The organism is Lentibacillus halophilus (genome assembly GCF_055395055.1).
The window spans coordinates 1,053,101-1,066,996 of sequence record NZ_AP043750.1 but is presented as its reverse complement, the minus strand read 5'-3'; the positions used below and the strand labels follow the sequence as shown (position 1 = coordinate 1,066,996).

Annotated in this window: 19 protein-coding genes; all 19 read right to left on the bottom strand. The window is 44.4% G+C overall.

All coding sequences use genetic code 11. The annotated features are described in order from the left end of the window. Window positions 1-87: 87 nt before the first annotated feature. Window positions 88-1,254 (bottom strand): GNAT family N-acetyltransferase, encoded by a 1,167-nt coding sequence (locus ACZ5Q7_RS05050; protein WP_343751461.1) that lies wholly within the window; start codon window positions 1,252-1,254, stop codon window positions 88-90. Window positions 1,255-1,421: 167 nt separating this feature from the next. Further along, window positions 1,422-2,378 (bottom strand): ABC transporter substrate-binding protein, encoded by a 957-nt coding sequence (locus ACZ5Q7_RS05045; RefSeq protein ID WP_343751460.1) that lies wholly within the window; start codon window positions 2,376-2,378, stop codon window positions 1,422-1,424. A gap of 28 nt (window positions 2,379-2,406) precedes the next feature. Further along, window positions 2,407-3,441, bottom strand: a complete 1,035-nt coding sequence (locus tag ACZ5Q7_RS05040) for a FecCD family ABC transporter permease (protein WP_343751458.1) — start codon at window positions 3,439-3,441, stop codon at window positions 2,407-2,409. Then, window positions 3,438-4,475: a FecCD family ABC transporter permease gene (locus tag ACZ5Q7_RS05035; protein ID WP_343751457.1), complete on the bottom strand. Its 1,038-nt coding sequence runs from the start codon at window positions 4,473-4,475 to the stop codon at window positions 3,438-3,440. Before ACZ5Q7_RS05035 ends, ACZ5Q7_RS05040 begins: the two co-directional genes overlap by 4 nt. A gap of 23 nt (window positions 4,476-4,498) precedes the next feature. Further along, window positions 4,499-5,308, bottom strand: coding sequence for an ABC transporter ATP-binding protein (locus ACZ5Q7_RS05030; RefSeq protein ID WP_343751456.1), 810 nt, complete (start codon window positions 5,306-5,308; stop codon window positions 4,499-4,501). Between the two features lie 200 nt (window positions 5,309-5,508). Next, a complete protein-coding gene (gene rpsI / locus ACZ5Q7_RS05025; RefSeq protein ID WP_343751455.1) occupies window positions 5,509-5,901 on the bottom strand; it encodes a 30S ribosomal protein S9 in 393 nt (130 codons plus the stop codon). 17 nt (window positions 5,902-5,918) lie between these two features. Continuing rightward, on the bottom strand, window positions 5,919-6,356 hold the full coding sequence (gene rplM / locus ACZ5Q7_RS05020) for a 50S ribosomal protein L13 (protein ID WP_343751454.1): 438 nt from the start codon (window positions 6,354-6,356) through the stop codon (window positions 5,919-5,921). Between the two features lie 208 nt (window positions 6,357-6,564). Continuing rightward, on the bottom strand, window positions 6,565-7,326 hold the full coding sequence (truA, locus tag ACZ5Q7_RS05015) for a tRNA pseudouridine(38-40) synthase TruA (protein ID WP_343751453.1): 762 nt from the start codon (window positions 7,324-7,326) through the stop codon (window positions 6,565-6,567). An 18-nt stretch (window positions 7,327-7,344) separates the two neighbouring features. Further along, window positions 7,345-8,145, bottom strand: coding sequence for an energy-coupling factor transporter transmembrane component T family protein (locus ACZ5Q7_RS05010; protein ID WP_343751452.1), 801 nt, complete (start codon window positions 8,143-8,145; stop codon window positions 7,345-7,347). Continuing rightward, the gene (locus ACZ5Q7_RS05005; RefSeq protein WP_343751450.1) at window positions 8,138-9,010 is read right to left on the bottom strand and encodes an energy-coupling factor ABC transporter ATP-binding protein; all 873 of its coding nucleotides are present in this window, start codon (window positions 9,008-9,010) and stop codon (window positions 8,138-8,140) included. Before ACZ5Q7_RS05005 ends, ACZ5Q7_RS05010 begins: the two co-directional genes overlap by 8 nt. Then, window positions 8,986-9,825 (bottom strand): energy-coupling factor ABC transporter ATP-binding protein, encoded by an 840-nt coding sequence (locus tag ACZ5Q7_RS05000; protein ID WP_343751448.1) that lies wholly within the window; start codon window positions 9,823-9,825, stop codon window positions 8,986-8,988. The genes ACZ5Q7_RS05005 and ACZ5Q7_RS05000 overlap by 25 nt, the downstream gene beginning before the upstream one ends. A 136-nt stretch (window positions 9,826-9,961) precedes the next feature. Further along, window positions 9,962-10,315 (bottom strand): 50S ribosomal protein L17, encoded by a 354-nt coding sequence (rplQ, locus tag ACZ5Q7_RS04995; RefSeq protein ID WP_343751447.1) that lies wholly within the window; start codon window positions 10,313-10,315, stop codon window positions 9,962-9,964. 46 nt (window positions 10,316-10,361) lie between these two features. Continuing rightward, a complete protein-coding gene (locus ACZ5Q7_RS04990; protein WP_343751445.1) occupies window positions 10,362-11,306 on the bottom strand; it encodes a DNA-directed RNA polymerase subunit alpha in 945 nt (314 codons plus the stop codon). A gap of 230 nt (window positions 11,307-11,536) precedes the next feature. Then, window positions 11,537-11,926 carry a 30S ribosomal protein S11 gene (gene rpsK, locus ACZ5Q7_RS04985; protein ID WP_343751444.1) on the bottom strand — a complete coding sequence of 130 codons (390 nt, stop codon included), beginning with the start codon at window positions 11,924-11,926 and terminating at the stop codon, window positions 11,537-11,539. Window positions 11,927-11,946: 20 nt separating this feature from the next. After that, entirely contained in the window at window positions 11,947-12,312 is a 366-nt protein-coding gene (rpsM, locus tag ACZ5Q7_RS04980) for a 30S ribosomal protein S13 (RefSeq protein WP_343751443.1), read from the bottom strand. Between the two features lie 102 nt (window positions 12,313-12,414). Further along, window positions 12,415-12,528, bottom strand: a complete 114-nt coding sequence (gene rpmJ, locus ACZ5Q7_RS04975; protein WP_176449720.1) for a 50S ribosomal protein L36 — start codon at window positions 12,526-12,528, stop codon at window positions 12,415-12,417. Between the two features lie 36 nt (window positions 12,529-12,564). Then, complete coding sequence (gene infA, locus ACZ5Q7_RS04970) at window positions 12,565-12,783, bottom strand: translation initiation factor IF-1 (RefSeq protein ID WP_343751440.1); 219 nt, start codon at window positions 12,781-12,783, stop codon at window positions 12,565-12,567. Then, window positions 12,776-13,093 (bottom strand): KOW domain-containing RNA-binding protein, encoded by a 318-nt coding sequence (locus ACZ5Q7_RS04965; protein ID WP_343751439.1) that lies wholly within the window; start codon window positions 13,091-13,093, stop codon window positions 12,776-12,778. The genes infA and ACZ5Q7_RS04965 overlap by 8 nt, the downstream gene beginning before the upstream one ends. Window positions 13,094-13,237: 144 nt before the next feature. After that, on the bottom strand, window positions 13,238-13,885 hold the full coding sequence (locus tag ACZ5Q7_RS04960; protein ID WP_343751438.1) for an adenylate kinase: 648 nt from the start codon (window positions 13,883-13,885) through the stop codon (window positions 13,238-13,240). Window positions 13,886-13,896: the final 11 nt, after the last annotated feature.

Genomic DNA, 13,896 nt, shown 5'->3' with positions numbered 1-13,896 from the left:
TTATCATATTTCTGCAACTGTTTCCATTCTATGTCGCGCAACTTGTTGACCCGTACAGCCAACATCGGTTAGCACATACCGAATGGTTTAAAAGAAATCCGGAAAATACGGTTCTCGATCCGGTATGATGGATTCAAGCTGATCAATCGCTTCTTTTTCGCCCTGAACTAGATCAGCCCGGTAAAGCTCACCGGGACGTTTGTACCCAAACAGCATGGAAGCCAAGTAACCGACACGGCAATGAATCGCTGGCTGATTTTGTCCGGAGTCAGGCAGACAGGTCACCGTCGTTTCCGATCCCATCTGCAAAACATGATATGTCCCATTGTTCACCGGGAGAAAAGCATCATCGATATGTAATAGAAAATGTATCTGACCCGCATCCCGAAATGGATAATGTTTCAAAAACGACGGAACATCGACAATCCGAGCCATAAAATATGGGTGAATGGTTTGCTCAATTCGTGGCTCATCAAGAAGCAATGGCAAGTGATCATATTCAGGAACCGTCATTTCCACCGTGTCCGCCATAGAGTCATGATCAGCAATAAATTGAAGCATCAATTGCTGTGCATGTATTGATTGACATACGATTTCGTGAACATACATGATGTTGTTTTTCACGTAATAGAGCATATATCCGTCCGCTGTACCATCAGGATAATAGGCAACCGCTTTATGCAAATGGTCTGCCAGAACACGCTGCTGCCACCATTTCGTATCACGGTCAAGCGTCCCATTGAAGCCCTTTGCATACTTGGTATAGATGGCTTGCAATACGTCCAGCTCATCTCCTATACGACGGACATACCCATGGATGTTCCGCGGACGCTGCAGCGTTGTTATCCGGATATGGTATTTCTTTTCCGAAAAGACATGCTCCCACCCATATTTTCGATAAAAAGCAAACGAAAACGGATGCAGAAACGACACCGTCCATCCATGCCGGTGCATATAATGCAAGGCATGCTCCAGCAGCTGTTTGACCATCCCTTGCCTGCGATACTCCGGCCATGTTGCAACTGCACTGACGCCACCCATAGCAAATGGTTGTCCATTAATATAGCACGTCAATGGAATGAGATGCAATTTTGCCGCGAGTTCATCGCCCGTCATCCATCCCCAAATCATATGATCGCGAGCCTTTTGCAATTCAAATTGCAAAACTTCTTCTGATAATGTGTACTGAAACGCAAACTGGGAAAGCGAAAAAATGGCCTTTGCGTCTGCTTCTGCGTCCAACTGCTTCAACAAAACAATCTCTCCCTCCTTTGTCATGCCAATTAATTTTATAATACAAGCAAACGCATTGAAATAAAATAGTTTTCAGATAGAATTTTCATTTCACAATAAGCATGAGGGAGCTTGTACGAACCAATACATACATAAAAGGGAACCGAAATCGGTCCCCCTGTACATAGCTATTGCTGTAAAATTTGCTTTTCAATTTTATCGAGTCGTTTTTCCAGTGTTATCGGATCGGAAAAAGAACTTCCTACTTTATCGTCAATACGATAGACTTGGTCATTTTTGACGGCCGGAAGATCCTTCCATAATGGGTTGTCATAAACTTTTGAAGGATCCGCGTCATCCCCGTCGTTCGGTACCGTTAAAATAATATCACCCGCGAATTCGGGAATCTTCTCCATGGAAACGTCCATCCACCGCTCGTCAGTTTCCAACAGCTGTTTTTGAATCGGTTCAGGTGCTTTACGATTAAAACCTTTATAAAGAATGACTCCGCCTCGACCATTTTCATCTCCCCAGGCATAAACGCCTCCCTTAGCGTGTGGTGATAAAATGGAGATCGTTTTGTCGCCGATAACTTTCTCAACTTTAGGCTTCAATTCGTCCATCCGTTTTTCCCAATCATTAATCCAAGCGGATGCCTTATCCTGCTTGCCCGTTATTTCACCGAAGTCCCGCAGCATGTCTTTATAACCTTTCCGCTCCATAACAACAACCGGGGCTATCTTCTCCAGTTGCTCGACATCTTTAATATGGCTACCTATAATAATTAAATCGGGATCGATATCGAATATTTTTTCAATCGAGGGGTTCGTCCGATCACCAAAACTTTTTACGTCATCTAGCATGCCTTCAAAATTAGGAACATTTAACCCAAATTCGGATGTGCCTGCCGGTTTGATGCCAAGTGCCAGCAAATACCCAATGTAACTGTCACTTGTTACAATGTTTTTCGGATTTTTCGGGATTTCCACATCACCGTTTTTGGCTGCAAATGTTTTCGTTTCATCTGTATTTTCTTGTTTGTCATCACTATTTGTATTATTATCCGGATTGTTTTCATCGCCACAAGCGGCTAGAACAACCAATAATGATAGAATAATGATTATAAAGGTTAGTTGCTTTTTCATTTGTTCGTCCTCCCGTATATTCAAAAGATCAAGCTCGCGATCTAGCGAGTAAATAGAGAAAGTATGGGGCACCGATAACTGCGACAACAATGCCCACAGGTATCTCAGTTGGCTGCATAATCCAGCGTCCCAATGTGTCGGCAACAACAAGCAAAAGACCTCCGAGAAGAGCGGTAACCGGAATCACATATTGATGTTTGGAGCCGACCAGCTGACGGGCGAGATGCGGCCCAATCAAGCCGACAAAACCAATGGAACCACTCACAGCAACACTGGCGCCGGCAAGTCCGACAGCTGCAGCAAGTAATATCCGTCGTTCTTTTTCAATCGATGCACCTAAGCCAATAGCTGGCATATCACCCAGATTTAGTGTATTTAGCACACTTGATTTAGACATAGCATACGGTACCAGTATCAAAATCCATGGTAAAAGCGCCAGTACATAGGACCAGTTTGATCCCCATACACTTCCAGCCATCCAAACGGCGACAAATTGATAATCTTCCGGGGAAAGCTGCAATGTCATAACAATCATCGCTGCGCTAATGCCAGCCTGTACTGCAACACCGGTGAGCACCAGTCGTGTCGGGGAAATGCCCTCTGCCTGCTTAAATGCTAATGTATAAATCACTAACGCAGTGGCCCCGGCACCAAAAAGAGCCAAAACGGGCAGAAAAAACACTGGCGCGTCGGTTGGCGCGGAATAGAAGAAAATAAACAGCATAACCACCAGTCCAGCGCCGGCATTGATACCTAATATTCCCGGGTCGGCGAGTGCATTACGTGATATCCCCTGCAATATACATCCGGACACCGCCAACCCCATACCTGTAAGAACCGATAGAACGATACGCGGCAAGCGAAAATCAAATAAAATTAAGCTCTCATCCGCTGTTCCCAGACCGATAAAGGTTTGAAGAACCCGCCATGGGCTTAGACGTATCTCGCCTACATTCATGCTGATAATAATTGCTGAGATAATGAGTATGAGCAGTAAAACGATAATAGCCAGTACTTTACGCATTTGTCTTTTTTGACCCAAAGGTATGTATGGGTTTGTCATAATTCCTTTCCTCCTTTCCTTGCCAGGTAAAGGAAGAATGGCACACCGATAAGTGCGATCAAGGCACCAATCGGGGTCTCCTGCGGCGGGTTGACATTTCGTGCAGCAAGGTCGGATAACACAACAAGCAATGCGCCAAGCACAATGGCATTAGGAATAATCCAACGATAGTCATAACCGACAAGATAGCGGGTAATATGCGGAACAATCAGTCCAACAAACCCGACAGCGCCTACAACCGAAACAGATGCTCCGGCGAGTATGAGTACAATAACAGCTCCAAAGAATTTAATAACGCCAGTTCGCTGCCCAAGTCCTACAGCCACATTATCGCCTAGGCTCAGCAACGTAATCGATTTGGATAATAAGATGGAGCCAATAAAACCTACAAACATCCACGGAGCCAGTATTTTCAAATTAAACCAATCCGTACCGGAAACACCACCCGCTGTCCAATACGCCAAATCCTGACCAATGTGAAAGTAAATGGCGATCCCTTCACTTAAGGCTGTCAGTAAAGCTGTCACCGCTGCACCAGCAAGCACCAGACGCATCGGTGTCAAGCCGCCTTTGGCCAATGATCCAATACCATATACGAGGCCTGCGCCAATTCCCGCTCCAACAAACGAAAACAATACGATGTAGATATATGATAAGCCCGGGATAAAGGCAAACGAGACAGCCAGCATAAACGTCGCACCCGCATTCAGTCCCAATATTCCGGGATCGCCCAATGGATTCCTAGTCATCCCTTGCATAATCGAGCCGGCGACTGAAAAACCGGCCCCCACCAAGGCTGCCCCCAGGACACGCGGAAAACGCAGTTCATGAATAATCTGATGATTGGTTAAATCATTGTTATAGAAAAAAATAGCCTGCCACACCGTTTCCAAGTCTATGTCAGCGGCACCAACAGTTATAGAAAACCCGATGGAGAATAGTAAGGCAATTACCCCCGCTATCAGAACTATGACAGCGACCAAGGGTTGGGAACGTTTATTTTCTCTATCTAATGTCATGTTTTTGGCTTTCATGTGCTGACTCCTTGTTTACTCCCTTACTGTTCCTGCTTAAACTTGCATTCACCGCAAAGATCGTAAGCTAAGCAAATAGGGTGTTTGCTGAAGGGGCAACTCATTAATTGTGCATCTATATCGAATACGTTAAAAAGATTCTCACGTGTCATGACTCGCTCAGGAGTTCCTTCCACCAACAAGTCCCCATCTTTCATAGCTAGCATATTGTGGGAAAAGCGTGATGCATGATTCAAGTCATGCAAAACCATGACAATGGTGCGTTCCTGTTCAATGTTTAAATTCTTCAAAAGCCTTAATATTTCTAGTTGATGTGCCATATCAAGATACGTGGTCGGCTCATCCAAAATGAGTATGTCTGTATCCTGAGCAAGAGACATGGCAATCCATACACGCTGTCGCTGTCCGCCCGAAAGTTCATCTACCGGACGTTCCTTAAGATCGCTCAACCCCGTGACCTCAATCGCCCAATCAATAAACTTATAGTCTGACCGTTTCAAACCCGTCAAACCTTTCTGATGCGGAAATCGACCATACGATACGAGTTCAAACACTGTAAGACCCGGTGGAGCATCGGACGATTGCGGCAGGATAGCCATCTTTTTGGCAACATCTTTTGTCTTCCATTGGTGAATCATGTGGCCATCAAGATATACCGATCCTTTTTCTGTTTTTAACACGCGGGCGATTGCCTTTAACAGTGTGGACTTACCACATCCGTTCGGGCCTATGATGGATGTAATTTGTTTTTCCGGCACTGTGACACTTAAATTATTAATAACACGAGCTTCCGGATAACCTACTGCAACTTGGTCTACTGCCAATTCAGACATTATGCAACCCCCATACCTCTATAAGTTAAGTCGAAACTGATAATCATTTTCAACTTATTTTATCATTCTCTTTTAACAAATTCAATACTCTTTTGCAGCAATTGCTTTTGAAAAGACTATATTCATACCAACATGATAGAAGCAACATCATATAAAAACCCGTTATCCGACGTTGGATAACGGGCTGAGAAAATGCCTTATTAACGCTTCGAGAATTGTGGAGAACGACGAGCGCTTCTAAGACCATATTTCTTACGTTCTTTTTCGCGCGCATCACGAGTAAGATACCCTTCGCGCTTAAGCGCTGCACGGTATTCCGGATCGGCTTTAAGAAGTGCCCGGGCAACACCGTGGCGAATAGCACCGGCCTGTCCGGTGAATCCTCCGCCATCAACGTTTACCAATACGTCATATGTGCCCTCGGTCTCAGTGGCTGCCAAAGGCTGTTTCAAAATAATGCGTTGTGTTTCATATGGAAAATATTCTTCAGCATCGCGCTTATTAATGACGACACGACCATTGCCAGGAACTAATCGAACACGTGCCGTTGATGTCTTACGACGTCCAGTGCCATAATATTGAACTTGTGCCAATGATTTTACCTCCTTTGTTATCCTTTTAGTTCATATGCTTCCGGTTTTTGTGCTTGATGTTGATGCTCAGGGCCTTTGTATACGTGCAGCTTTTTCCCCATTTTACGGCCTAACGAACCGTTTGGAAGCATGCCTTTTATCGTTGTCTCCAGCATCCTTTCCGGATAGCTTGAACGCATCACATTAGCAGAGCGTGCTTTCAGTCCGCCTGGATAGTTGGAATGACGATAATACATTTTATCCGTCAGTTTCTTCCCAGTCAATTGAACCTTTTCAGCATTAATAATAATGACATGGTCACCAGTGTCCATGTGTGGTGTGTACGTTGGCTTATGCTTTCCGCGCAGGATGGTGGCAATTTCACTTGCCAAACGGCCGAGACGTTTGCCTTCAGCATCCACAACAAGCCATTTGCGTTCAATGTTATTTTCATTCGCCATGAAAGTTGTGCGCATGGTGCTTCCCTCCATTTTCAATGTCATGTCGTATCGTATTCGTTTTATATGTTCCTCATCATTAGTTTACGGGGCTAATCATGGTACAAAATAAAATGCCAAAAATAATCGTACATCAGAACCATTTGAATGTCAAGGCTTTATGATTATTTCGGATGATACTATTACCTGTTGTGAGGGGTGTGGCCAAGGCAAAGCCAAGGTCGTCTTATTCAGCAAATGCGCTTGGTTCATACCGTACATCCCATAAATACAAACCTTGCGGCGGCAGTGTGTCCCCCGCCTCTTGCCTATCTCTTTTTGCAAAAATATCTTTCATAGACTCCGGATGCAATCGTCCTCGCCCAACATCTAAAAGCGTGCCCGCAATGATCCGGACCATATGATATAAAAAGCCGTCCCCGCGCAAAACAAACACAATCTGGTTGCCATCCCGGCGGCAGGAAACCTCATAGAGCGTCCGTACCTTGCTGCCCTTAACAGCTGCTTTGGCAGATGAAAATGACGTAAAGTCATGCGATCCTTCCAAATGCCTGCAAGCCTGTTGTATAGCACAGATATCCAATGCAAAAGGAAATTGATATACGTAGTTTTGTTTAAACACATCTTTTTCCTGTTCGTTCCAGATAAAATAGCGATATTCTTTTTCCACTACGTCAAATCGGGCGTGAAATGATCCCGGAACGTCAATAGCCTCATTCACGTATATGTCAGAGGGAAGCAAGGAATTAATAGCCCGTTTCCATTCCGCCGGTGTCAAGTTATACATGGATTCAAAATGGGCCATTTGTGCCTTGGCATGTACACCTTTATCAGTGCGGCCTGAGGCATGAATCCCGATGGGTGCCCCCTTATGAATTTTAGCCAGAGCCTTTTCAAGTTCCCCTTGAACAGTACGGGACCAGGGCTGGATCTGATAACCTGAAAACCGAGTTCCATCGTAGCTGATTTCGCAATTAATCTTTGTCATATCCTTGCCACCCCCTTTCTAGTAATGTCTCGTTGTAAGAAGAATGATAACGACAGCGATAAATAGGATATAAATCAAGGCATCCCGTTTTCCAAGTCTCAGCTCCCGAAGTTTGGAACGGCCTTCACCACCCTGATATCCGCGTGCTTCCATCGCCATAGCCAGTTCTTCAGCACGTTTAAAAGCACTGACGAACAACGGAACGAGCAGTGGAACAATCGCCTTCATCCGTTCTTTCAGCGGACCTGTACGGAAATCAACGCCACGTGATGCCTGTGCTTTCGATATTTTTTCAGTTTCCTGCATTAGCGTCGGAATAAATCTTAGTGAAATCGACATCATTAATGCCAGCTCGTGAACGGGAAACCTCACTTTTTTCAGCGGATGTAGCATGTCTTCAATAGCATCTGTGATTTCAATCGGTGTTGTTGTCAATGTTAAAAGCGACGTCACCAGAATAAGCAGGAAAAATCTTATGGATATAGCAAAACCTTGAATAAGTGCGCCTGAATAAACATTAAACCCAACAATATCCACCAACACCGTTCCCTTATCGGTGACAATGAGATGCAGAATAAACGTGAATACAATTAAAAACCAAACCGGTGTCAGACCCTTTAAAATAAAACGAATCGGAATGCGCGTCGTCAACGTACTCAACAGGGCAAACAGCACAAGCATGCTATAACTTATGACGGAATTGGCCAGAAATACAATAAGCACAAAAAAGAAAATGACTGTGATTTTGGTGCGTGGATCGAGCCGATGAACAATGGATTCACCGGGAACATATTGGCCGATGATCAATCCATTATTCATGCTGGTCACCCTCTTTCATGCGTTCTCTGATTTCACTCGCCAATTCAGCAGCTGACTGCCGCCGGAAAGGTATATTTTTACCAAATGTCGTCTTAAACGCATGTAAAAATTGCACCATCTCGGGTACATCGAGTTGAACACTGTGAAGGGCTTGTTTTTGTGTGAGCACATCTTCCGGCTTTCCTTCCATAAACTTTGTGCCATTATTTAATATCATTACTTGATCGGCGTATCGAACGGCATCCTCCATACTGTGCGTCACCAGGACAGTCGTCAAACCCTGCTGTTTATGCAAACGATAAAACATGTCCATCATTTCCTGCTGCCCGCGCGGATCAAGCCCCGCTGTCGGCTCATCCAGTACAAGGACGTCTGGATTAACGGCCAAAACGCCCGCAATCGCTGCACGCCGCATTTGGCCGCCGCTTAAATCAAACGGGGAACGTTCTAAAAGTTCCTCACTCAATCCAACGTCCGTCGCCATGTCAGAAACGCGTTTATCGATGTCGTCATTGGACACACCAAAATTCTTCGGTCCAAATGCAATATCCTTTCTCACCGTCTCTTCGAACAATTGATGTTCGGGATATTGAAAAACAACGCCAACACGACTGCGCAATGCCTTCAAAGCGGCTGGTTTATTATTATGTGTCAAACGGTAATTGCCAATCGTTACTTCTCCCTTGCTCGGGCGTACAAGACCGTTCAAATGCTGAATCAAAGTTGATTTGCCCGATCCCGTATGACCGATGACCGCAGCAAACGAACCTGAGGGAATATGAAAAGACAAATCATCAATAGCTCGATGGGCAAAAGGAGTATTGGCCTGATAAATATAGCTTACATGGTTAAACGTGATATCCATAGTTCCTCCAGCAATTCGTCTTGATTCAGCGCTTCATGAGTTATTGGCACACCAGCCTTACGCAGCTCGTCGGAAAGAACAGCAACGAACGGAATATCCAGACCAATGCTGCGCAGTTCTGTTTTTTTTGCAAAAATACCTCTTGGTGTGGACTCGTCCCAAACCTTGCCCTCATTCATAACGATGACGCGTTCTGCCTCCACAACTTCCCGCAAATCATGGGTGATCGTGATCAGGGATAGATGACGATTCTGACGCACATCCGTTACCGTACGCATAATTTCTTTTCGCCCCTTGGGATCAAGCATGGCTGTTGCTTCATCCATAATCAACACATTGGGATAAACGGCTAAAACACCGGCAATCGCCACCCGCTGTTTTTGCCCGCCTGAGAGTTTGTGCGGTTCCGTCAACCGATACCTCTGCATATCGACAGATGTTAATGTATTGTCTATGCGCTTCAGCATGTCGTCCCGGGGGATGCCACGGTTCTCCATACCAAAAGCAACATCATCCTGAACGGTTGTCCCGACAAATTGATTATCCGGATTTTGAAAAACCATGCCGACATCTTGCCGGACGTTCCACACGGTTTCCGCATTAATTTGCTTCCCATTAACGATAATCTCCCCTTTTTGTGGAAAAAGAAGACCATTCATCAGTTTGGCGATGGTTGATTTTCCCGACCCATTATGACCGATAATGGCAACCGCCTCATTTTCATAAATGGTAAACGAGCAATCGTTTAACACCCAATGTTCATTCTCTCCGTACCTGAATGACACATTTCTAAACTCAACTAATCCACTTCTCATACGTTCTCCACCTCTTCACCCATCATCACTAACTTACAAGCAGCAAACACAAATCTAAACGTCAACAGCTACAAAAAAAGGGCCTGGATTCACCTCTTGGAAGAGATTCTGTCCTGCCCTTAGCGTTTCAGCTTCATTAAACTAGCTCAATGATTGCCATGTTTGCTCCATCACCTTGACGAGGACCCAGCTTAAGAACACGTGTATAGCCGCCTTGTCTGTCTTGATAGCGTGCGGCAATGTCATTGAAAAGTTTTTGAATTACCGTTTCATCCTCACTTGCTTCCTGATCATAGAGAAAAGCCACTGCTTGACGACGTGCATGAAGATCTCCACGCTTACCGAGCGTAATCATTTTATCAACAGTTGACCTCAAATCTTTTGCTCGAGCTTCGGTTGTTTCAATGCGTTCATGGATGATCACGTCAGATGTTAAATTTCGAAGCATAGCCATCCGATGATCTGTTTTACGACCTAATTTTCTGGCCATGGATATCCCTCCTTCTAACTGAAGACTTGCGGTGTTTTAGGTTTGATCAGTCATCATCACGCAATCCAAGGCCAAGATCATTCAGTTTCACTTTCACTTCTTCCAGTGATTTGCGACCCAAGTTGCGGACTTTCATCATATCTTCTTCGGATTTGTTTGAAAGCTCCTGAACCGTATTGATTCCGGCACGTTTCAGACAATTATAAGATCTTACAGATAGATCAAGTTCTTCAATCGTCATTTCCATGACTTTCTCTTTTTGATCTTCTTCCTTCTCAACCATGATTTCAGCCTTTTGCGCTTCATCTGTCAGTCCGATAAAGATATTAAGATGTTCATTGAAAACTTTCGCGCCTAAAGAGACAGCTTCTTCAGGGCGGATGCTTCCGTCGGTCCAAACATCCATTGTCAGTTTATCATAGTTTGTTACTTGTCCTACGCGAGTATTTTCAATCTGATAGGTTACGCGTGATACCGGTGTAAATATAGAATCTATTGGAATAACACCAATCGGCTGTTCATCATACTTATTGGCTTCGGACGGGCGATAACCGCGACCCTGTTCCGCTGTAATTTTCATATGCAGCGATCCATTGCCGTTAATCGTTGCAATATGCAAATCGGGATTCAGAACTTCCACATCACTGTCGTATGTCAAATCAGCAGCTGTAACATTTCCTTCACCGTGCACATCAATCTCCATGGTTTTCTCATCATCAGAGTATATTTTCAGTGCAAGCTTTTTCAAGTTCAAAATTATGGTTGTCACATCTTCCACAACTCCGCTGATAGTAGAAAATTCATGCTGTACCCCATCAATCTGAACAGAGGTAACAGCAGCACCCGGAAGTGAGGATAGCAGGATACGACGCAAGGAGTTTCCTAAAGTAGTACCATATCCACGTTCAAGCGGTTCGACAACGAACTTCCCGAATGTAGCATCATCAGTAATTTCCACCGATTCTATACCCGGCTTTTCCATTTCGATCATTCTGCAAAACCCTCCTTAAAAACGTCGAAACCCCGGTTAGACAGCCAATAATGTCTAACCGAAATTCCTCAAATAGGCAGTTGGCGTTTCTGCGCTAAAGACCTTTTCGTACACGTTTGTCACTGTCTTGCTGAGAAAAACTGTTCCAATGAACGAAATACGTTCTTAACGATATACTCTCAGCTATCATAACCCATTATAGACAGTGTGACAAATTCTATACGGTATGATTATACACGACGACGTTTTGGCGGGCGGCAGCCATTATGCGGAACGGGTGTCAAATCACGAATCGTGGTAACATCCAATCCAGCTGCCTGTAATGAACGTATAGCGGCTTCACGACCTGCTCCTGGTCCTTTAACGGTTACCTCCAACGATTTCATCCCGTTTTCAACTGCTGTTTTAGCAGCTGTTTCTGCAGCCATCTGTGCAGCGAATGGCGTTGATTTACGGGAACCTTTAAAGCCAAGTGCACCGGCAGAACTCCATCCGATGGAATTGCCTTTAACATCCGTAATGGTCACAATTGTATTGTTAAATGTGGACCGAATATGGGCTATACCGGTGTCTATATTCTTTTTCACACGACGTTTGCGTGTCGTTTGTTTACGAGCCATAGCGATAAACCTCCTTTACATTACTTTTTCTTATTGGCCATCGTGCGGCGCGGTCCTTTACGTGTGCGGGAGTTATTTTTCGTTTTTTGCCCGCGCATAGGCAATCCACGACGATGTCTGACGCCTCTGTATGAACCAATTTCAATAAGGCGTTTAATATTCAGGGATGTTTCACGGCGTAAGTCACCCTCAACGGTAAAGTTACCGATGGCTTTACGGATGCTGCTCAGTTCGTCCTCTGTCAAATCACGGACGCGTGTGTCTTCGGATACTCCGGCTTCTTTAAGGATTTCCTGTGCAGTGGTTTCAGCAACTCCGTGAATATAAGTGAGTGAAATAACAACACGTTTATCACGTGGAATATCAATACCTGCAATACGTGCCATACGTTTTCGCACCTCCTATTATTAAAACTGTCCAACAATCGGTGTGTTCAACTGTTGCTTTCCAAACAGCGCATGTCAATTTCATCATGCGTGGGTGATGATTCACCCTTGTTTCTGTTTGTGTTTTGGATTATCGCAAATCACCATTAATTTGCCTTTTCGTTTAATGACTTTGCATTTTTCGCAAATTGGCTTTACGGATGCTCTTACTTTCATCAGCTTTACCTCCTTTAATATCGGAGCTCGTGTCGCCTACTTATAGCGGTACGTAATTCGCCCTTTTGTTAGGTCATACGGTGAAAGTTCTACTGTCACCTTATCACCTGGTAAAATGCGGATGAAATGCATACGGATTTTGCCGGAAACATGAGCTAATACCGTATGGCCATTATTCAACTCCACATTAAACGTCGCATTAGGCAATGTTTCGGTTACGGTCCCTTCCATTTCAATAACATCGTCTTTAGCCATCGTGTTGGTCTCCCTTCTTCAAATCAGTCACTTCATTCATAAATTTCGTTATGGCAAATCGTAATTTACCATTTGTGACACGACCGGTTTCCAGAAGGCTGTTTTGGACTTCCGGAGAAATATAATCCATCGCTTCAATATGATACAAATTCTTTTTCTTAGGTCGATCATATTTGCGTTTTTCCCCGTCTGCCAGCAGAACATAACGATTATCAATCAAACGAAGCACTACCGCATATTGACCTGCTTCGCGTCCTTGCATAATACGAACAACTTGACCTATTCGCGGAATCGAACCATCCTCGTTCAACAACGATCACCTTCGCTTAGGCTTTTATAATATGATAAACATCAACCAAATTGGACGGCACTGTCATCCCTAATTTGCTCGGAACTTTATTATAACGCGAATGGGGCTTCCTATCCAATTTATGCCGGCACTTGTCAAAAATGCTTACGGCTTTTCTATAGCTGCTTGGATATCCTGAAATACGTGATCGATTTCCTGATCGCCGTTAATCGTCATCAAATACCCTTTTTTGTTATAGAAATCCAGTAATGGTTCCATTTGTTCCATATTGACATTCAAACGATTCGTCACTGTCTCAGCCTGATCATCTTCACGCTGTATCAGCTCCGCACCATCCTTGTCACAAATGCCCTTTTGCTTCGGTGGACTATAAATAACGTGATAGCCTGTTCCACATTCTGGACAGATTCTGCGGCCTGTCAGACGATCCTCCAAATTCTCTTTGGGAACATCCACATGCAAGACATAATCAATCGATTGATCCATACCTGATAATAGAGATTCCAGTGCTTCCGCTTGAGCAATGGTTCTTGGAAAACCATCCAACAAAAACCCGTTCTTACAGTCATCCTTACCTAAACGTTCTTTTACAATGCCTGTGGTAACATCATCCGGAACAAGGTCACCCTGATCCATATAATGCTTTGCCTTCTGTCCAAGTTCAGTTCCTTCCTGGATTGCTGAACGGAACATATCTCCCGTTGAGATATGAGGGATGTCATAGTGCTCATTTATTTTTTCTGCCTGCGTGCCCTTCCCGGCACCAGGCAAGCCCATCAGTATTAGATTCAACAAATTCCCCT